Source organism: Actinoplanes sp. NPDC019969 (assembly GCF_055562375.1).
The window spans coordinates 835219-854490 of record NZ_JBVHFK010000001.1 but is presented as its reverse complement, the minus strand read 5'-3'; the positions used below and the strand labels follow the sequence as shown (position 1 = coordinate 854490).

General features: G+C 71.5%; 12 protein-coding genes. 8 read left to right on the top strand and 4 right to left on the bottom strand.

Annotated elements, in window-relative coordinates; genetic code table 11:
* Window positions 1-23 precede the first annotated feature (23 nt).
* Window positions 24-1202 (top strand): MarP family serine protease, encoded by a 1179-nt coding sequence (locus tag ACZ3II_RS04090; RefSeq protein ID WP_465516123.1) that lies wholly within the window; start codon window positions 24-26, stop codon window positions 1200-1202.
* Between the two features lie 27 nt (window positions 1203-1229).
* Here ACZ3II_RS04090 and mycP read toward each other — a convergent pair whose 3' ends face one another.
* On the bottom strand, window positions 1230-2519 hold the full coding sequence (gene mycP, locus ACZ3II_RS04085; RefSeq protein WP_465516122.1) for a type VII secretion-associated serine protease mycosin: 1290 nt from the start codon (window positions 2517-2519) through the stop codon (window positions 1230-1232).
* A gap of 144 nt (window positions 2520-2663) precedes the next feature.
* A complete protein-coding gene (eccCa, locus tag ACZ3II_RS04080) occupies window positions 2664-6602 on the bottom strand; it encodes a type VII secretion protein EccCa (RefSeq protein ID WP_465516121.1) in 3939 nt (1312 codons plus the stop codon).
* Window positions 6603-6761: 159 nt separating this feature from the next.
* On the opposite strand from eccCa, the gene eccD reads away from it, so the two are divergent.
* Window positions 6762-8186: a type VII secretion integral membrane protein EccD gene (gene eccD, locus ACZ3II_RS04075; protein ID WP_465516120.1), complete on the top strand. Its 1425-nt coding sequence runs from the start codon at window positions 6762-6764 to the stop codon at window positions 8184-8186.
* 125 nt (window positions 8187-8311) lie between these two features.
* On the opposite strand, the gene ACZ3II_RS04070 is transcribed toward eccD, so the two are convergent.
* Window positions 8312-8818 (bottom strand): inorganic diphosphatase, encoded by a 507-nt coding sequence (locus tag ACZ3II_RS04070; RefSeq protein WP_465516119.1) that lies wholly within the window; start codon window positions 8816-8818, stop codon window positions 8312-8314.
* A 3075-nt stretch (window positions 8819-11893) separates the two neighbouring features.
* Between ACZ3II_RS04070 and dacB the strand changes: the two genes are divergently transcribed.
* The 6 genes from dacB (at window position 11894) to folE (ending at window position 18999) form a co-directional block, all read left to right on the top strand.
* Entirely contained in the window at window positions 11894-13309 is a 1416-nt protein-coding gene (gene dacB / locus ACZ3II_RS04065) for a D-alanyl-D-alanine carboxypeptidase/D-alanyl-D-alanine endopeptidase (RefSeq protein WP_465516118.1), read from the top strand.
* Window positions 13310-13369: 60 nt separating this feature from the next.
* Complete coding sequence (locus ACZ3II_RS04060; protein WP_465516117.1) at window positions 13370-14410, top strand: zinc-dependent metalloprotease; 1041 nt, start codon at window positions 13370-13372, stop codon at window positions 14408-14410.
* 2 nt (window positions 14411-14412) lie between these two features.
* The gene (tilS, locus tag ACZ3II_RS04055) at window positions 14413-15387 is read left to right on the top strand and encodes a tRNA lysidine(34) synthetase TilS (protein WP_465516116.1); all 975 of its coding nucleotides are present in this window, start codon (window positions 14413-14415) and stop codon (window positions 15385-15387) included.
* A gap of 65 nt (window positions 15388-15452) precedes the next feature.
* Window positions 15453-16028 carry a hypoxanthine phosphoribosyltransferase gene (hpt, locus tag ACZ3II_RS04050; protein ID WP_043533076.1) on the top strand — a complete coding sequence of 192 codons (576 nt, stop codon included), beginning with the start codon at window positions 15453-15455 and terminating at the stop codon, window positions 16026-16028.
* Window positions 16029-16330: 302 nt separating this feature from the next.
* Window positions 16331-18355 carry an ATP-dependent zinc metalloprotease FtsH gene (gene ftsH, locus ACZ3II_RS04045; protein ID WP_465516115.1) on the top strand — a complete coding sequence of 675 codons (2025 nt, stop codon included), beginning with the start codon at window positions 16331-16333 and terminating at the stop codon, window positions 18353-18355.
* Window positions 18352-18999, top strand: a complete 648-nt coding sequence (folE, locus tag ACZ3II_RS04040) for a GTP cyclohydrolase I FolE (RefSeq protein WP_465516605.1) — start codon at window positions 18352-18354, stop codon at window positions 18997-18999. Before ftsH ends, folE begins: the two co-directional genes overlap by 4 nt.
* Window positions 19000-19008: 9 nt before the next feature.
* On the opposite strand, the gene ACZ3II_RS04035 is transcribed toward folE, so the two are convergent.
* Window positions 19009-19269: a hypothetical protein gene (locus tag ACZ3II_RS04035; RefSeq protein ID WP_465516114.1), complete on the bottom strand. Its 261-nt coding sequence runs from the start codon at window positions 19267-19269 to the stop codon at window positions 19009-19011.
* Between the last annotated feature and the right edge of the window lie 3 nt (window positions 19270-19272).

Here is a 19272-nt window from a genome sequence, read left to right as displayed (position 1 = left end):
CCCCCGACTTCTACGCTGAATGAGTGCCCGTGGTCGATATCTTCCTGATCGTGCTCATGGTGCTGTTCGCGATCAGCGGATATCGCCAGGGCTTCGTCATCGGCGCGCTGTCGCTCGGCGGCTTCTTCAGCGGTGTGCTGATCGGTCTCCAGCTCGGCCCGCTCGTCGCCCGTCAGTTCGAGAACGGGACGGTGCGGCTGGTCGTCGCGCTCGGCGTGATCCTGGTGCTCGCGGTGCTGGGCCAGACCCTCGCCGGGTGGCTCGGCACGAACCTCCGGCAGAACATCGAGAGCCGCCCCCTGCAGTACATCGACGACGCCGGGGGCGCGCTCGTCTCGGTCGTCGCCGTGCTGTTCGCGGCCTGGCTGGTGGCGGTCCCGTTCGGCTCCACGCCGTTCCCGGCGATCAACGCGGCGGTCCGGGACAGCGCGATCCTCGGCAGTGTCGGCGAGCTGGTGCCGGAGCAGGTGCAGGCGCTCTCCGCCGGGCTGCGCGACACCCTCGACACCAACGGCTTCCCGGACGTCTTCGGCGGCCTGGCCCGCACCCAGGCCCGCGAGGTCGCCGCCCCGGACCCGGCGCTGGCCGGCTCCAAGGTGGTCAAGGACTCGAAGAGTTCGGTGCTGAAGATCCTCGGCTCGGCGCCGAGCTGCTCGCGCCGCATCGAGGGCACCGGCTTCGTCTACGCCCGCGAGCGCGTGATGACCAACGCGCACGTGGTCGCGGGCACCGAGGACGTGGTGGTGGAGAGCGGCGGCCGTGAGGTGACCGCCCGCGTCGTCGTCTACGACCCCAAGCGTGACCTCGCCGTCCTCTACGTGCCCGGCCTGAAGGCGCCGGTGATGTCGTTCGCCGGCAAGGAGGCCGGGAGCGGCGCCAGCGCGATCGTCCTCGGCTACCCCCAGGACGGGCCGTACAACGCGCAGTCCGCCCGTGTCCGCGACGTCAGCGACATCACCGGCCCCGACATCTACGAGTCCGGCGATGTGACCCGGGAGATCTACACGATCAAGTCGCTGGTCCGCAGTGGCAACTCGGGCGGCCCGCTGATCGCGCCGAACGGCGACGTCCTCGGCGTGATCTTCGCGGCCGCCGCCGACGACCGCAACGTCGGTTTCGCCCTCACCGCTGACGAGGCCGCCCCGGTGGCCAAGGCGGGCCTGGGCAACAACGAGCGGGTCCGCACCGGCAAGTGCGCCTGACCCGTCCCGGGCCGCGGCAGGGCAGGCTCAGCCGGTGGTGGCGGCGAAACGGCGGATGGTGACCGCGGCCGCCACCGCCGACAGCAGAAGCAGCAGGAAGCCCGTCCACAGGGCCACCGGCGTCCCGCTCGGCGCGGGCGCCGGCGCCGGCGCGGCCCAGCCGCCGGTGTTGCCGCCCGGCACCTTCGCCGGGACTCGGTCCGGCTGCGTGCTCTCCTCCGGCGCCGACTGCGCCTGACCGGCGGCCGGCGCGCTGCCGAAGCGGGCCACCCCCGGCGGCGGCATGTTGTCGAGCGGGTTCGTCGCGATGTACGGCACGTCCGCGGTGAGGGCCGCCACCGGGTCGATCTGGCCGAAGCCGAACTCGGAGTCCCGGCCGGGCGCACCCCGGTCCTGCGCGGTCTTGATGATCCGGTTGACCACCTCGCCGGCCGGCATGTCCGGCCACCGCGACCGGATCAGCGCCGCGGTGGCCGCCACCATGGGCGCCGCGAAGCTGGTGCCCTGGACCCGCCAGTAACCGCCCGGCCGGGCGCCGACCAGATCGGTGGCGGGCGCTGTCACCACGGTCTCCCGGCCGCGGATGGAGCCGCTCCAGAGGCCCTCACCGTCCCGCTGCATGCCGCCGACGGCGACCACACCCGGTTCCCGGGCGGGGTACCACACGCCGACCTTGGAAGTGGTCGTGGTCGACGTGCCGGTCGCGTTGCCGGTGCAGGCAACCACCACGACGTCCTTGGCGAAGGCGTAGTCGATGGCGGCGGCGAGCGCCGGGCTGGACCCGCTGCCGCCGAGCGACAGGTTCACCACCTTGGCGCCGTGGTCGACGGCCCAGCGCACGCCCTTCGCCACGATCAGGGCGTCGTCGTACCGGTTCTCCTCGTCGAGCACCCGGACCGGCAGGATCCTGGCCTTGGGGGCGATGCCGACGACCCCGTTCGGATCGTCGGCGCGGCCGGCGATGATCGCCGACACCGTGGTGCCGTGGCCGACCGGGTCGGTGGTGCCGTCGCGCTCGCCGTCGACCAGGTCGATGCCGGGCAGGACCTGACCCTCCAGGTCGGCGTGGCGCGCGTCGACCCCGGAGTCCACGACGGCGACGGTGACGCCGGCACCCTCCGAATAGGCCCAGGCGTCGGGCAGCTTCAGTGCCTGAAGGTGCCACTGGTCGTTGCGGACGGCGTCGCCGCTCAGGCTGATCGGCTCGGCGGGGACGGCCGAGGCCGGGGTGGCCGGCGCCCCGATGGCGATCAGGCCGGCCAGCGCGGCCGCTCCCACGGATGCCGCCCATCGCCGCCGGTCAAGCCCGGGCTGCATGCTCACACTGCTCACGGATGGCGTCGCCATTCTCCAGGCGGATCAGTCGATGCGGTCAGTCGATGGAGGGAGATTACTCCCTGACACCGGCGTGTCGCTGCGGTCCCGAGCTCCTAATCGCACCGGTTGTCTGTTCATCTTCCGCTAATGCTCGAAGGGCGGCTGATGCGCCAACTGGATCAAGCGCACACCCTCACGGCGAGTGACCAGACGACCACGTCCGGGTGGCATCGGGAAGGGCTTGACGTTGCCGACGAGCGCACCCTCCTCCGGCGACCCGGACAGCACCAGACCGGCCGCCGAATCGTTCTTGAGCTGCTGGAGGATGCCCCGGTACATCGAGGAGCTCGCGCCCGCGGTCCGGCGGGTGATGATCAGGTGCAGGCCGATGTCCCGGGCGAACGTCAGGTACTCCATCAGCGGCTCCAGCGGGTTGGTGCTTCCGCTGGACACCACGTCGTAGTCGTCGACCAGGATGAACAGCTCCGGACCGGACCACCAGGAACGGTCCCGCCGCTGCTGGACCGTCACCGTCGGCCCGGGTTTGCGCTCGGCCATGTACGCCGCCACCGACCGCATCAGCTTCTCGGTGTGTTCAGCCTCCATGCCGTACCCGATGCGGTGTTCGGACTCGGGCAGGTCGAGCAGGCTGTTGCGGTAGTCGACCAGCATGAGCCGTGCCTGATCCGGCCGGAACCGGCTGGTCAGCGTGGTGGCGATGGACCGCAGCAACGATGTCTTGCCGGACTCCAGGTCGCCGTAGATCACCAGGTTCGGCTCGGTGGCGAAGTCGATCTCGACCGGCTTGAGGTCCGCCTCGGCGATACCGATCGGGATGCGCAGGCCATGGCCCCGTTCGGCCTGCAGATCGGCGTACGGCACCAGCGTCGGCAGGAGCCGCACCCGCGGAGCCGGCGCGCCGTCCCAACCCGCCGCGACCGCCTTGACCAGGCCGGCGGTGTCCCCGAGGGTGCTCACCTCGGGCCGGACCGTCAGCATGTGCAGACCCTTGTTGCGGTCCATCGGGTGCGGGACCATGCCCCGGCCGGGCCGGCCCTCCGGCACGTCCAGAGCCGCCCGCCGCCCGGCGACCGACTCGCTCGGGTCACCGAGCCGCAGTTCCAGCTTGGAGCCGAACAGGTCCCGCACCGCGGCCCGGAAGTCCAGCCAGCGGGAGGTCGCGGCGACCAGGTGGATGCCGTACGACAGGCCCCGGGTGGCCACATCGGTCAGGATCGGCTCCAGCTCCTCGAACTCCTTGCGCAGCGTGCCCCATCCGTCGACCACGACGAACACGTCACCGAACGGGTCGTTGGCCGGCCGGCGGCTCCGGTACGACGCCATCGAGTCCACCCCGAGCTCGGCGAACCGGGCCTCCCGTTCGGTGAGCAGCGTGGTGATCTCGCCGACCGTACGGCGTACCCCCGCGGTATCCAGACGCCCGAACACCCCGCCCACGTGCGGCAGGTCCCGCAGGGCGCCGAGCGAACCGCCACCGAAGTCCAGGCAGTACACCTGCACCTCGGCCGGGGTGTGGGTGAGCGCCAGCCCGCAGATCAGCGTTCGCAGCGCGGTGGACTTGCCGCTCTGCGTGCCGCCGACCACCGCCAGGTGACCGGCCGCTCCGGCCAGGTTCAGCCACATCACGTCCCGCAGCTGCTCGCGCGGCTTGTCGATGATCGCGATCGGCACCTGCAGCCGGGCCCGGACCGACGGGTTGGTGAAGGTCAGGCCGCGGCCCGGCACCACGGCGACCGGGCCGACCAGCTCGTCCAGCAGCGACGACTCGTCCAGCGGCGGCAGCCACACCTGGTGCGCCGGCGGCCCCTGCCCGACCAGCTTCTCGATCACCACGTCGGCCAGCTTCGGCCCGTCCTCCGGCTCCGGCGCCGGCTGGGGCTCGGGTGCGGCGACCGGGGCCGCGACGTACCGGGTGGACCAGGGAAGCACCAGCGGGCCGTCGTGCCGGGCCGAGCCGCGGGACCGTCCGGCCCGGCGGACCGTGCCGCCGACGTAGGCGGCCTTGAACCGGGACATCGGCTCGGTGCCGAACTTCAGATAGCCGTTGCCGGGGGCCTTGGGCAGCTCGTACGCGTCCGGCACACCCAGCACCGCCCGCGACTCCAGCGCCGAGAACGTCCGCAGACCGATCCGGTACGACAGGTGCGTGTCCAGGCCCCGCAGCCGGCCGTCCTCGAGCCGCTGGCTGGCCAGCAGCAGGTGCACGCCGAGTGACCGGCCGAGCCGCCCGATCTGCAGGAAGATCTCGATGAAGTCCTGCTTCTCCTTGAGCATCTCGGTGAACTCGTCACAGACGATGAACAGGGTCGGCAGCGGGGCCAGCGGGGCGCCGCCGGACCGGGCGCGCTCGTAGTCGTACAGGCTGGCGTAGTTCCCGGCCTTGGCCAGCAGTTCCTGCCGCCGCGACATCTCACCCTCGAGCGCGTCGGCCATCCGGTCCACCAGCGGCAGCGCGTTCTCCAGGTTGGTGACCACGGCCGCGGTGTGCGGCAGCTGATCCATCGACGCGAACGCCGCGCCACCCTTGAAGTCGATCAGGATGAAGTTGAGCTGCTCGGACGAGTGGGTGGCGGCGAGCGCCAGCACCAGCGTCCGCAGCAGCTCCGACTTGCCGGAACCGGTGGCGCCGATGAGCAGGCCGTGCGGGCCCATGCCGTCCTGCGCCGACTCCTTGATGTCCAGCTCCACCGGCAGCCCGTCGGAGCTCACCCCGATCGGCACCCGCAGCCGGTCCCGGTCCGGGCGGGCCGGCCAGCCGTGCGCCACCGAGAAGTTCTCCACGTCCCCGAGGCCGAGCAGCTCGGGCAGGCCGGCGTCGGTCTGCGTCGGCGCCCCGCTGACCGGGTCCACCGTGGTGGCCAGCCGCAGCGGCGCGAGCCGCCGGGCCACCGCCTCCGCCTCGGCGACCGTCAGGCCGTCGGCCTTGCCCGCCTCGCTCTCGTGATCCATCGTCCAGGTGCCGAGCACCCCGTCCGCCCGCACCTGCAGGACCAACGTCGACCGGTCCAGCAGCCGGGGTGGGACGGTGTCCAGGTCGACCACGGTCAGCCCGTCCAGCGCGTCGTCGAGCCGGGTGGTGGCCGGCTCCGCGCCGTCGATCACGACCAGCACGTGCGGGGTGCTGCCGGCGCTCTCCCCGGGATGGAACCGTGGCCGGTTGCCCAGCACGTCCTCCAGCATCTGGGCCAGCTGTGGCTCGTCCCCGGCGACCAGCCGGATCGCGCCGAGCGCGTCAGTGCGGGACGGGTGCCGGGCGTGCGGCAGCCACTTGACCCACTCCCAGTGCTCCCGGGCGTCCTGGCCCGCGCAGACCGCGATCACCAGGTCCTCCGGGGCGTGGAAGACGGCGAGCTGGGTCAGCGCCGCGCGGACCAGCGCGCGTGGGCCCTCCGCGCCCGGCGCCTCACCGCGCAGGAAGATCCGGGAGAAGCCGCGCAGAGACATCGCCACCGGCAGGTCGGGAACCACCGAGTAGGCGTCCAGGAAGCGGCGCAGCGCCCCCGCTGTCATCGGCTCCAGCTCGTCCAGCGGGCGGGTCACCGGCGCGATCAGCGGGGTGGCCAGGGTCTGCGGGCCGAGGCCGACCCGGACCACACCGAAGTCCGGGTCGGCCGCGCGCCGCTCCCACACCCGGTGGCTGTCGACCGTCGACCAGAGCCGGTCCGGGTCGGGGTGCCGGTAGAGCAGGCCGGTCCGCTGCAGCCGGGCCGTCTCCCGGACCCGTTTGCGCAGCGTGGCGAGATGGCGCAGGTACTCCCGGCGGGCGCTCATCATCTCGGCCTTGCGTGGCCCGCCCGAGGCGCCGAACGAGGTCACCAGCATCGCCAGCGACGAGACCCCGAAAAGGCCACCGATGACGTACGAGAAGGCGCCGCGCTGTCCCTGGCCCATCATCATCGCCATGGCCATCGTGCCGCCCAGCATCGGCAGCGCCATCAGCCACTGCTGCCAGCGGCCGGCCACCTGCTCCGGGATCTCCGGCGGCGCCTCCACCACCAGCTGGTCGGACGGGATCTCCGGGGCAGGCCGACGGGCTGCCCGCTTGATCACCACGGTGCCCATCCGGCCTCCTGAAATTCGTTCGTCCCGGCGAGCCCCGCGGATCTCGGGACTTCACGACCGGCCCATGCTAGGTAAAGTTCCGTCGATCCCGCAGCCTCGCCCCCGCCGGATGTGGACAACGCCCCGGTCCAGGTTGTGGACGGACGGAAGGACTTATTGGTGAGCGTCGGTCTGGCCCGCGTGACTATCAGCGCGCCGCAACGTCGGGTCGACGTGGCCCTGCCCGAACAGGTTCCGCTGGCCGAGTTGCTGCCGGAGGTGCTGCGTTACGCCGGCGAGGGTCTCGCCGACGAGGGCGAGCGCCACGGTGGGTGGGTGCTGCGGCGCGGCGACGGCCTTCTGCTGGCCACCGGCCAGGGCTTGCACCCCCAGGGCGTACGGGACGGCGAGGTGCTCCACCTCGTCCCGGCCGGGGACGCGTGGCCCGAACTCGAGTACGACGACGTGGTGGAGGCCATCGCCGAGGGCGCCCGCCGCCGCGGCGGTGTGTGGACCCCCGCCGCCAGCCGCACCGCGACTCTGGCCGCCGCCGCGGTCCCGCTCGCGCTCGGCCTGCCGGCCCTGCTCTCCACCGGCGCGAAGGGCCACTATCCGGGAATCGCCGGCCTCGCCGTTGCGATCCTTCTCACCCTCGTCGCCACCGTCGCGTCCCGCGCGTTCGGTGACGGCCGGGCCGGTGTCGCCCTCGGCGGCTACGCGCTGCCGTACGCCTTCGCCGGCGGCGCCACCCTGGTCACCTCCTACGGCAAGGACGGCGTGCTGGCGCCACTGCCCTGGCTGGGCGGCCCGGAGCTGCTCGCCGGCTCGGTCGCGATCCTGCTGATCTCGGCGATCGCCGGGGCCGGTGTGGCGGCCGGCGCCCGGTTCTTCACCGCCGGGGTGACGGTCGGCCTGCTCGGAGCGGTCGCCGCCGCCACCGGGCTGTTCACCGACGCGGCCGGCGGCGCCGCGGTGCTGATCTCGCTACTGGTCTGCGCGATCGGGGTGCTGCCGCTGCTCGCCGTGCGGTTCGGGCGGACCCCGCTGCCGCCGGTCAGTCTGCCGCCCGGCACCGATGCCCCGTCCACCGGTGACGCGCCCCGGCCGGCCGTCGACGCGGTGCGCAAGCTGCCCGAGCGGACCGCCGTGTTCGCGGCCGTGACCCGTACCGACGAGCTCCTCGCCGGCATGCTCCTGGGCTGGTCGGTGCTGGCCGTCGGCGCGTTCGCGGTGCTCGCCACCGAGGGCTCGATCGCCTCCCGGATCCTGATCGCGGTCAGCGGCGCCGCGCTGCTGCTGCGCTCGCGCCTGTTCGTCACCCGGCGCCACCGGGTGCCGGTGCTCGCGGCCGGTCTGGCCGGCGGCGCGGCCCTCGGCGCCGACCTGCTCACCGGCGCGGGCGATGCGCTGCCCGCGGTGATCGCCGGCGCGTTGCTGATCGCCCTGCTCACGGTTCTTGCGGGTGCGCGGTACGCGGACAAGCCGCCCTCGCCGTACCTCGGCCGGGCCGCCGACATCATGGACGCGCTGATCGTCGTCTCGGTCATCCCGGTCGCCTGCGCGGTGACCGGTCTCTACAGCGCCGTGTCCGGCATCGGCGGCTGATGTGAACTATCTCTCCTTTTGCTGAGGTACGCGAAACGACCGCACCTGCGAGGCGTCAGCCCCGCAGGTGCGGTCGTTCAGCGGTTCGCTTTTCGGTTCGCTCGTGGTCTCGACGGACCGTGCGCTCAGTGCTCGTGCTCTCCCTCGGCCTGCGCGGCCTCTTCACGCTTGAACGAGGCGCGGATCTCGGCCTCCGCCTCGATCCGGCCGACCCAGGTCGCGCCCTCGACCGACTTGCCCGGCTCCAGGTCCTTGTAGACCGTGAAGAAGTGCTGGATCTCCAGCCGGTCGAACTCGCCCAGGTGGTGGATGTCCCGCAGGTGCTCCTGGCGCGGGTCCTCGAACGGCACGCAGATGACCTTGTCGTCGCGGCCCTTCTCGTCGGTCATCCGGTACATGCCGATCGCGCGGGCGCGGACCAGGCAGCCAGGGAACGTCGGCTCCTGGATCAGCACCAGAGCGTCCAGCGGGTCGCCGTCCTGGCCCAGGGTGCCCTCGATGTAGCCGTAGTCCGCGGGATACTGTGTCGCGGTGAAGAGGGTCCGGTCCAGCCGGATACGTCCGGTCTTGTGGTCCACCTCGTACTTGTTGCGCTGCCCCTTGGGGATCTCAACCAGAACGTCGAAATCCATTATTCGCTCCCCTTTTGCTTGCCCGCTTGAATAGACCGGTCCGCCGGGCAGAGGAGCGGGGCGTGGAAGCAGGGCCCGCAGGATCCGCGCGCGACGGTGTGCCGGATGTCGCTAGTCTCCCCTAAGTCTGACGCCACGGGCGAGGAGGGGCGTGTGACGAGGCAAGATTCACATGACGGTCCGAAGGAACGCGGCGTGTCGAGTTCGCAACCCGGCACCGAAGAGGGTAAGTCAGCCATGCAGTCATCGGCCGGTTCTTCCGCGTACCACCACAATCCGGGCACCCCGGATTCCCCACCCTCCGACGTGGCCCGGCTGCCGTTCCCCTGGCAAACCGACGAACCGGAACCGTCCGGCGGCCCCGCGGCGCCCCCTTGTGCTCCCGGCCGTGCGGCCGTTCCACCGTCCGCGGCTCAGCCGCCCGCTTCCGGTCAGGCCGCCGTCCCGGGGTCCACTGGGCAACCAGCGCCGGCAGCCCCGGGGCGGGCGAGCGTGCCTTCTGCCGCTCCCGCCCGGCCGGACAGTCTGGCTTCCGCGCCCTCTACGCCATCCGCACCTTCCGCGCCTCCGGCCTCTTCTGCGCCTTCCGCCTCTTCTATCGCTTCCGCGTCTTCTGCGCCTTCCGCGCGGCCGGACAGCCTGGCGACGGCGCCTTCCCCCGTCATACGCGGTGGCCTGCCGGTCGCCGGTGGCAAGCCGGCCACGCCTGCCATTCCCGCTGTCCAGGCGCAGGCCGTCTCTGGTGATGGCGGGAAATCGCCGGTACCCGGAAACGACCAGCCGGCGAGCGGTTCGTCCGCATCACCGATCACGCCGCAGTTCACCTCGGGCCCGCCCGGAACATCCCCACAGGCAGCCTCCACCCCAGCCGGCTCCGGTGCGGGGGAAAGCCGTCCCATGGCCGGTCCGCGCCAAGACTCTCCACCGTCCGAGTCCGGCGTGGGCCGTGCGGAACAGGCACCTACGTCAGCAGAGGCGTCCGGCTCCCCCGAACCGAACCTCGCTCAGCAGGCAACGGTCCCGGGCAGCGCGCCATCATCGGTTCAGGGCCAGCCGCGCCCGCCTGCTCCGGCCGGAGAACAACCTTCCGCCCCTGGTCAACCGGGTGGCTCGGCTCCCAGCACAGAACGATCGAGCGCCCCGACTTCGGTTTCCGGGCCGTCGGCCGGTCAGGCATCGGTCCCTGGGCAGCCGAGCGCCCAGACTTCGGCCTCCGGGCCGTCGGCCGGTCAGGCCTCTGTCTCGGGTCAGCCGGATGCCCGGGATCGGGTCTCCGGGCAGCCGAGCGGCCAGGCTCCGGTCTCCGGGCCGTCGGCCGGTAAGGCTTCAGTCCCCGGCCAGCCGGAGGTTCCTGTTTCCGGGCAGCCGGGCGGCCGCGTCTCTGTAGCCGGCCCCCCGACGGCACAGGCTGCCGTGCCCGGGCAGTCGGCTGGTCAGGGTGCAGTGGGCCCTCAGGCGAGCGGCCAGGCTTCTGGGGTTGGACAGCCGGGCGGGCAGGGCTCTGCGGCTGAGCAGGCCGGTGGTCGTGCCGCTGTTCCTCAGCAGGCCAGCGGGCATGCGTCTGTTCCGGGGCAGCCTGGAGCGCACGGCGCTGGACATGGGCAGGCCTCGGTTCCGGGGCAGCCCGGGGCACATGACGCTGGACGCGGGCAGGCCTCGGTTCCGGGGCAGGCCGGGACGCGTGGCGCTGGTCAAGGGCATGCGTCTGTGCCGGGGCGGGCCGGAACGTACGGCGGCCCCGGGCATGCTGAGCAGCAACCCGGCGCAGCGAGGCCGTCTCTGCCGGGGCAGGGAGCCGGTGTGGGGCGGGTCAGCATTCCGGGCTCGGAGCCGCAGGTCGCTTCCGGTGAATCTCCGTCGTCCGGTCGTGCTGCCGTACAGGTGGAAGCAGCACAGTTTGCAAATACGGTCATTTCAGGTCAGAGCCGACCGGGTGTCGCCGGTCCTTCCGGGGGCGGCTCGGGTGCGGGAGGTGACGGGCGTACCGGCCACTACCCGCCGAGCGGCCCGGACCCGATCGGGAACTGGCCGGGAACGCAACCCGGCCCGGCCGCCGCGCGTGCCGGCCAGCCCGCGGGCCCGTCCGATCCGGACGCCGAGCCGGTCGCGTCCTCCGACCCCGGTCGGCCGTCCAGCGACGGCCGCACCGGTGATCCGGGCCGAGCCGGGGATCCGGACCGGACCGCCAACCTCGGTACCGCTCCCCAACACCCGGGCAGCCCGGGAACCGACCGCGGCCGTCCCGCCGACGTCAAAGCAGACCCCGACCGCACAGCGAACCTCGGGTCAGGCCCCGAACCCGCGTTGAATTCCGGCGCTGACCCCGATCGCACCGCCCATCTCAGCGCAGTTCCGAAAGAAGCGGCAAATCCGGATATCAACCCCCGGCGCGCTACGAGCCAAGGGGTCAGCCCCGAACGTGCAGCGAACCAGGGGATCGGTGCTGAACGCGCGGCGATCCAAGGGACCGGCCCTGAACGTGCGGCGAACCAGGGACCCGGCGCCGACCGTGCAGCGAATCAGGGGACGGGCACGGAACGGACAACGAACCCCGGGTCGAGCCTCGAACGCGCGGCGACTCAGGGGACGAACCCGGAATGGCCCGCGTCCACGGACCCGGACCGGACCGCCAACCTCGGGGCGGTCACGGAACGGGCCGGTGGTTCGGGGACGGTCAAGGGAACCACCGGCAGTTCTGGGTCGGCTGCGGTCCCGGTGGCCGGCTCGGCCGTGGGCCGCCCCGCCGATCGAGGCCAGGCTCCGGGCGGTGCCGCTGCTTCCGGGGCGGCTCCCGGCCGTACCCCGCAAGAATCCGCTGATCCGGACCGCACCGCCGTCATCGGCAAGGCGGCTCCCGCGCTGGGACCGCTCGGCATGGCCCGGGCCGGACAGCTGACCGGCCCCGGAGCTGCCAAGACGAACCGGGACGAGAACGCCGGCCGGGCGTCCGTGCCGGTGGGCGCCGCGCGTGCGGCGGCTCCGGTGGCCCAGCCCGGGACTGCCGAACCGCCGGGCGAGGGGGGTACGCGCCGGAAGTCCCGTACCAAACTGGTCTCCGCAATCGCGGTTTTGATCTTGCTCGCGACCGCCGCGGTGGTGGGTCTCGTGGTCCGTCCGGGGCCGGTCGACGGCTGGCTGGACGCGCTGAACGGGAAGCCCGCCGCGACGACGGCGCCCACCGCGGCCACGCCCGAGCCGACGCCGACGCCGGTGCTCGCGGCCGCGACGGCGGACGGTTCCGCACCCGACCCGGCGACCGTCAAGAAGGCCCTGGACCCGCTGGTGGGTGCAACCGCGCTGGGTTCCGCCGTGAACATCCAGGTGGTCGACGTGGCCAGTGACACGGTTCTCTACGAGCGCAACGCCGACAAGATGAACACCCCGGCCTCGACGACGAAGGTGCTGACCGCGGCGACCGTGCTGGCCGCCCGTGGGCCGGCGTACCGGCTGGAGACACGGGTGGTGGCCGGCGCGAATCCGGGCGAGGTGGTGATCATCGGTGGTGGTGACGCGTCGCTGGCGGTGAAGAAGGGCGACAAGGACCTCTTCCCGGGCGCGGCCCACCTGGACGACCTGGCGGCGCAGGTGAAGAAGGCGCTCGGCGGCGCCAAGCCGACCCGCGTCCTGGTCGACACCTCGCTCTTCGAGGGCCCGGAGACGGCGAGCGGCTGGAGCGACTGGGACATCTCCCCGGGTGGGCAGGTGGCCCGGATCCAGTCGCTGATGACCAATGCGGGGCGGATCGAGCCGGTGCACAACGAGTTCGGCGGGGATCCTCGGTACACGGATCCGGCGCTGTCGGCCGGGAAGCTGTTCGCCGGGATGATCGGCGTGCCCGGGACGGCGGTGAAGAAGGGGACGGCTCCGGCCGCCGGTGGCGCCGCGAACCCGTCGGCGCCCGCCGGCACGGCCTGGACGCCGGGCGCCGAGCTGGGCAAGGTGCAGTCGCCGCCGCTGGTGCAGGTCGTCGACTGGATGTTGCAGCAGAGCGACAACGTGCTGGCCGAGGTGCTGGCGCGGCAGGTCGCGCTGGCGGCCGGCGGGAAGGCCAGTTTCACCGGCGCCGCAGCGGCGATGAACGCCAAGCTGACCGAACTGGGCCTGGCGGGCGCGCAGGCCCGGCTCAACGACGGCAGCGGGCTCTCCAACCGCAACGGCATCACCCCGGACCTGCTGGTGGAGACGTTGCAGCTGGCGGCGGGCGGGCAGCAGCCGGCGCTCAGCAACATCTTCAACGGGCTTCCGGTGGCGGGCTGGTCGGGCACCCTGGAGACGCGGTTCGCGACGCCGCGCGCCAACGAGAGCGCGCAGGGCATCGTACGAGCCAAGACCGGCTCGCTGAGCGGGGTGAACACGCTGGCCGGGGTGCTGGTCACCAAGGAGCGGCAGGTGCTCGCCTTCGCGATCATGGCGAAGGGCGGGGCGGACTCGATCACCGCCCGGCAGGCCCTGGACCGGATCGCCGCGCGGTTGGTGGCCTGCGGCTGCTGATCGGGTACTCCGGGATTTCACCTGAGTGTGGGCTGGAGCGGCGCGGGTACGGTGGGCTGCATGGCGCAGTTCGTTGACTGGGATCTGGCCGCCGCGACCGCGGGCGCGCTGTCGAAATCCGGCCCCGCGGTGACCTATGAGGAGGCCACTCAGGTGGTCTCCGAGCTGCGGGCGCTGACCGACGAGGCGGCCGGGCACGTGGCCGCCTACACCGGCTTGAGCTCACAGGTGGAGGTGCCACCGGTCCGGGTCGTCGACCGCCGCGACTGGGCGAAGGTGAACATCGCCGGCCTCCAGCGGGTGATCGGCCCGCTGGTGTCCCGGCTGTCCGGGGACAAGGAGCCGGCTCCGTGGGCCGACGCGATCGGCTCCCGGGTGACCGGGGTGCAGGCCGGCACGGTGCTGGCCTATCTCTCCGGCCGCGTCCTCGGGCAATACGAGGTGTTCTCCAGCGAGCCCGGTCAGCTGCTGCTGAACGCGCCGAACATCGTCGAGGTCGAGCGCAAGATCGAGGCGGACCCGCGTGACTTCCGGCTCTGGGTCTGCCTGCACGAGGTGACCCACCGCACCCAGTTCACCGCCGTCCCGTGGATGCGCGGCTACTTCCTCGGCGAGGTGCAGGCGTTCGTCGACGCCTCGCAGGGCAGCGAGCACATCCTGGAGCGGCTGCGCCGCGGGGTGGCGACGCTGTCCGACGCGCTGCGTGACGAGGAGAGCCGCGTCTCGGTGCTGGACATCGTGCAGACGCCCGCCCAGCGTGCCGTGCTGGACCGGCTGACTGCCCTGATGACCCTGCTCGAGGGGCACGCCGAGTTCGTGATGGATGGGGTCGGCCCCGAGGTGATCCCGTCGGTCGAGTCGATCCGGGCCAAGTTCAACCGGCGCCGCGAGGGCGGCAACCCGCTGGAGAAGGCGGTGCGCCGGGTGCTGGGCATCGAGGTCAAGATGCGGCAGTACGCGGAGGGCCGCAAGTTCGTCCACGGCGTGCACGAGCGGGTCGGCATGGACGGCTTCAACAAGATCTTCGAGTCCCCGCTGACCCTGCCGCGGCTCGACGAGCTGGGTGACCCGGACGCCTGGGTGGCGCGGGTGCACCACTAGCCATGGCCAGGATCCCGCCGCCGGTGGCGGCAGTGCGCATGGCGGTGCGCCGGGGTCTGGCCGACCTTCCCGACGACGCCCTGGTGCTGGTGGCGTGTTCGGGCGGGGCTGACTCGCTGGCACTGGCCTCGGCGGCCCGGTTCGCCGGACGCCGGGTGGGGTTGGTCACCGTCGACCACGGTCTGCAGGAGGGTTCCGACCGGCGCGCCCGGTCGGTGGCCGCGTGGGCCCGGGATGCCGGGTTCGATCCGGTCCGGATCGCCACCGTGTCGGTCGCCGGGTTGCCCGGTGGCCCGGAGGCGGCCGCCCGCACCGCCCGTTACGCGGCGCTGGCCTCGGCCGCCTCGGATCTCGGGGCGGCCGCGGTTCTGCTCGGCCACACCCGGGACGACCAGGCCGAGACGGTGCTGCTGGCGCTGGCTCGCGGCGGTGGCCCGCGCGGGGTGTCCGGGATGCCGGCGCGGCGCGGGGTGTTCCGCCGGCCGCTGCTGGACGTGGCCCGGGCCGACACCCGCAAGGCCTGTGCCGCGCTGGGTCTGGCCCCTTGGGAGGACCCGCACAACACCGATCCGGCGTACGCCCGGTCCCGCGTCCGTGCCTCCGTCCTGCCGGTGCTGGTGGACGCGCTGGGCCCCGGTGTCCTGGCCAACCTGTCCCGGACGGCCGCGCTGGTGGCCGCCGACAACGCGGCCCTGGACGAGCTGTCCGCCGCCGCCCTGGAGTCGGCCCGGTCGCCGGCCGGCCTGTCGGTGCCGGCGCTGACCGTTCTGCTGCCGGCGATCCGCAGCCGGGTGCTGCACCGCTGGGCGCGTGAGCTGGGCGCTCCGGGCGGCGCGCTGGCGTTCGGTCACGTGACCGCGCTGGAGGCCCTGGTGTCCGCCTGGCGGGGTCAGGGACCGGCCCATCTGCCCGGCGGGATCATGGTCGCCCGCCGTTCGGACGACCTCGTACGAGTGGATCCGGCCTTTATCAGTTGAGCTATCCGGTTCGGAATCCGGCCCCGTTCGCCGAACGGTAACTTCCATGCGGCAGGCTTAGAGGCATGGCTGATGGCTCTTGGTACGACGCCGACATCGACCACGTGATCATCTCGGAGCAACAGATCCGGGACAAGATCGACGAACTTGCCAAGCAGGTGTCCGCGGACCACGCCGACGCCGAGGACGGCATCCTCCTGGTCTGTGTGCTGAAGGGCGCGGTCATGTTCATGGCCGATTTCGCCCGCTCGCTGGGCCGGCACGGTCCCTCGACCGAGATGGAGTTCATGGCCGTCTCGTCGTACGGGCAGGGGACGACCTCCTCGGGCGTGGTGCGGATCCTGAAGGACCTGGACCGGGACATCGCCGGCCGGCACGTGCTCGTCGTCGAGGACATCGTGGACTCCGGACTGACCCTCTCCTGGCTGATGAAATACCTGGAGTCGCGGGGGCCGGCGAGCGTCGAGGTGGTGGCGCTGTTCCGCAAGCCGGACGCGGTCAAGGTGCAGGTTCCGGTGCGTTACGTGGGCTTCGACATCCCGAACGAGTTCGTGGTCGGTTACGGTCTGGACTTCGCCGAGCGGTACAGGGAAGTGCCGTACGTCGGCGTTCTCAAGCCCGAGGTCTACGCCCGTAGCTGAACCGCTTTCTCAGCGTGTTCTCAGTATTGGTTCATTATGTGCGTTTTTGCACCTGAACCGCCGAGATTTCACGGCCCGTACGCGTAGTTCGCCCTGCGGGCTCACGGGTTCGTAAGCGGCACCTACGGTGTACGGTCGAGTGACCGATGGCGTGGTGTCACGAGCGCTGGAGGGGCTGGGATCCGGTTCATCTCCCGAAAAGGGGGGTAACGCGGTTCCCGGCAGCCGCCGGTGGGCGGTTGACGTTGAGGTGACCAGGACGCCGATCAGGAGGGTCCGGGCGCTTGGCGCCCGACAACAGTATGGAACGTACGCGTTTCTTCCGCCGCCCGGTGGTCTGGATCATTCTGGTGATCATCGGCGTAGTCGCGCTGAGCTCTGTCTTCACCAGTGGTCCGAGCTACCAGAGGGTAGACACTTCGGTCGCGCTTGACCGTCTGAATCAGCCCGGTATCAAGAAGGTCGTCCAGAAGGACAAGGAGCAGACGCTCCAGATCGATCTTGAACGCGCTGAGCAGTTCGGCGACAACAAGGCGACCGACAAGATCGAGACCCAGTACCCGTACGAGCTCACCGATGAGATCTGGACCCAGGTCCTCGATGCCAAGAAGGCGACCCCGTCCCGGATCTCCGGCACGGTCGATGCCACCGTCTCCGGTGACAACATCCTCCTCAGCATCCTGATCAACCTGCTCCCGATCGCGATCCTCGTGGTCCTGCTGCTGCTGTTCATGTCGCAGATGCAGGGCGGCGGTTCGCGGGTGCTCAACTTCGGCAAGTCCAAGGCGAAGATGATCACCAAGGACACGCCGAAGACGACGTTCGCCGACGTGGCGGGCTCGGACGAGGCCGTCGAGGAGCTCCAGGAGATCAAGGACTTCCTGCAGAACCCCACGAAGTACCAGGCGCTCGGCGCCAAGATCCCGAAGGGCGTCCTGCTCTTCGGCTCCCCGGGCACCGGCAAGACGCTGCTGGCCCGCGCCGTCGCCGGCGAGGCCGGGGTCCCGTTCTACTCGATCTCGGGTTCGGACTTCGTCGAGATGTTCGTCGGTGTCGGCGCGAGCCGGGTCCGCGACCTCTTCGAGCAGGCCAAGTCGAACGCTCCGGCGATCGTCTTCGTCGACGAGATCGACGCGGTCGGCCGGCACCGTGGCGCCGGCATGGGCGGTGGCCACGACGAGCGCGAGCAGACGCTCAACCAGCTGCTCGTCGAGATGGACGGCTTCGACACCAAGGGTGGCGTGATCCTGATCGCGGCCACCAACCGGCCCGACATCCTCGACCCGGCGCTGCTGCGCCCGGGCCGTTTCGACCGGCAGATCCCGGTGGACAACCCGGACATGGAGGGCCGCAAGGCGATCCTGCGGGTGCACGCCAAGGGCAAGCCGTTCACGCCCGACGTCGATCTCGACTCGGTGGCCCGCCGCACGCCCGGTTTCTCCGGCGCCGACCTGGCCAACGTGATCAACGAGGCTGCGCTGCTGACCGCGCGTAACGAGAAGCGCGCGATCTCCAACGAGTTCCTCGAAGAGGCGATCGACCGGGTCATCGCCGGCCCCGAGCGCAAGACCCGGGCGATGAGCGACAAGGAAAAGAAGATCACCGCGTACCACGAGGGTGGACACGCGCTGGTCGCCTACGCCCTGCCGCACTCCGCCCCGGTGCACAAGGTGACGATCCTGCCGCGTGGCCGCTCGCTGGGTCACACGCTGGTGCTGCCGACCGAGGACAAGTACACCCAGACCCGCGCCGAGATGATCGACACCCTGGCGTACGCGCTGGGTGGCCGGGCCGCCGAGGAGCTCGTCTTCCACGAGCCCACCACCGGCGCCGGCAACGACATCGAGAAGGCGACCGGCCTGGCCAAGGCGATGGTCACCCAGTACGGCATGAGCTCCAAGCTGGGCGCCGTGAAGTACGGCACCACCGGCGACGAGCCGTTCATGGGCCGCAGCATGGGCCACGAGAAGGCGTACTCGGACGCGGTCGCCGCCGACATCGACGCCGAGGTCCGTGCGCTGATCGAGCTCGCCCACGACGAAGCGTGGGAGATCCTCGTCGAATACCGCGACGTGCTCGACAACATGGTGCTTGAGTTGATGGAGAAGGAGACCATCACTCAGGAGGACATGAACCGGATCTGCGCCCGGGTGGCCAAGCGTCCCCCGATGTCGCCGTTCAACGGTTTCGGCAAGCGTCTCCCCTCCGAGGCGCCGCCGGTCCTCACCCCCGCCGAGCGTGACAAGCTCAAGGCGCAGGCCGAGGCGGACGGGCAGATCGCAGTCGGGCACAACCCGAACGCGAACGGTGCGGAAGGCAGCAACTGATCAGCAAGTCAGACGAACTCGACTACCTCGCCGCCCGGCTGGTCGACGGCAAGCTCACCGGTACCCCGGTCGAGCAGGCCGTCGACCTCGGGCGGATCGAGAAAGCGGTCCGGGAGATCCTCATCGCCGTCGGCGAGGACCCGGACCGCGACGGCCTGATCCGCACCCCGTCCCGGGTCGCCCGGGCCTACGCGGAGCTGTTCGCCGGCCTCCGTGTCGACCCGGCCACCGTGCTCACCACCAGCTTCGAGGCGGACCACGAGGAACTCGTCCTGGTCCGCGACATCGAGGTGCAGAGCATGTGCGAGCACCACCTCCTGCCGTTCAAGGGCGTGGCGCACATCGGCTACATCCCCGGCACCGACGGGCGCATCACCGGCCTGTCGAAACTGGCCCGTCTCGTCGAGGTCTTCGCCCGCCGCCCGCAGGTCCAGGAGCGGCTCACCTCGCAGATCGCCGACCTGCTGATGACGCAGCTCGGGGCCCGCGGGGCGATAGTCGTCCTGGAGTGCGAGCACCTCTGCATGGAGATGCGCGGCATCCGCAAGGCCGGCGCCCGCACCGTCACGTCCGCCGTCCGCGGCGCGTTCCAGACCGACGGCAAGGTCCGCGCCGAGGCGATGGCGTTGATAAACGCCCGCTAGCCGGATCTTTCAGATCATGCTGCGGAACTGGTTGGCCGAGTCGACAGCCGCGTGCGTCAGCTGCACCGCCTCGTCCAACCGGGTCCGTGCCTGCTCCAGATGCGCGATAGCGGCCGCCGCCGCCGGATGGAACGACCCCACCGCCGTCACCCGCATCCGCGCCAGCGCCTGATCGAGCTCGTTCGCGGCGGCCTGGATCCCGGCGATGGTGCGCTGCGCGCCGTCCACCGTGGCCGCCACACCGACCTTGACCTCTTCGACGTTCGCCATCGA

What these genes read in the sequence shown, in the direction of transcription:
- mycP (WP_465516122.1), bottom strand. Translation starts at nt 2,519, where the DNA reads ATGCAGCCCGGGCTTGACCGGCGGCGATGGGCGGCATCCGTGGGAGCG.
- eccCa (WP_465516121.1), bottom strand. Translation starts at nt 6,602, where the DNA reads ATGGGCACCGTGGTGATCAAGCGGGCAGCCCGTCGGCCTGCCCCGGAG.
- ACZ3II_RS04070 (WP_465516119.1), bottom strand. Translation starts at nt 8,818, where the DNA reads ATGGATTTCGACGTTCTGGTTGAGATCCCCAAGGGGCAGCGCAACAAG.
- ACZ3II_RS04060 (WP_465516117.1), top strand. Translation starts at nt 13,370, where the DNA reads ATGGCGCAGTTCGTTGACTGGGATCTGGCCGCCGCGACCGCGGGCGCG.
- tilS (WP_465516116.1), top strand. Translation starts at nt 14,413, where the DNA reads ATGGCCAGGATCCCGCCGCCGGTGGCGGCAGTGCGCATGGCGGTGCGC.
- hpt (WP_043533076.1), top strand. Translation starts at nt 15,453, where the DNA reads ATGGCTGATGGCTCTTGGTACGACGCCGACATCGACCACGTGATCATC.
- ftsH (WP_465516115.1), top strand. Translation starts at nt 16,331, where the DNA reads ATGGAACGTACGCGTTTCTTCCGCCGCCCGGTGGTCTGGATCATTCTG.
- ACZ3II_RS04035 (WP_465516114.1), bottom strand. Translation starts at nt 19,269, where the DNA reads ATGGCGAACGTCGAAGAGGTCAAGGTCGGTGTGGCGGCCACGGTGGAC.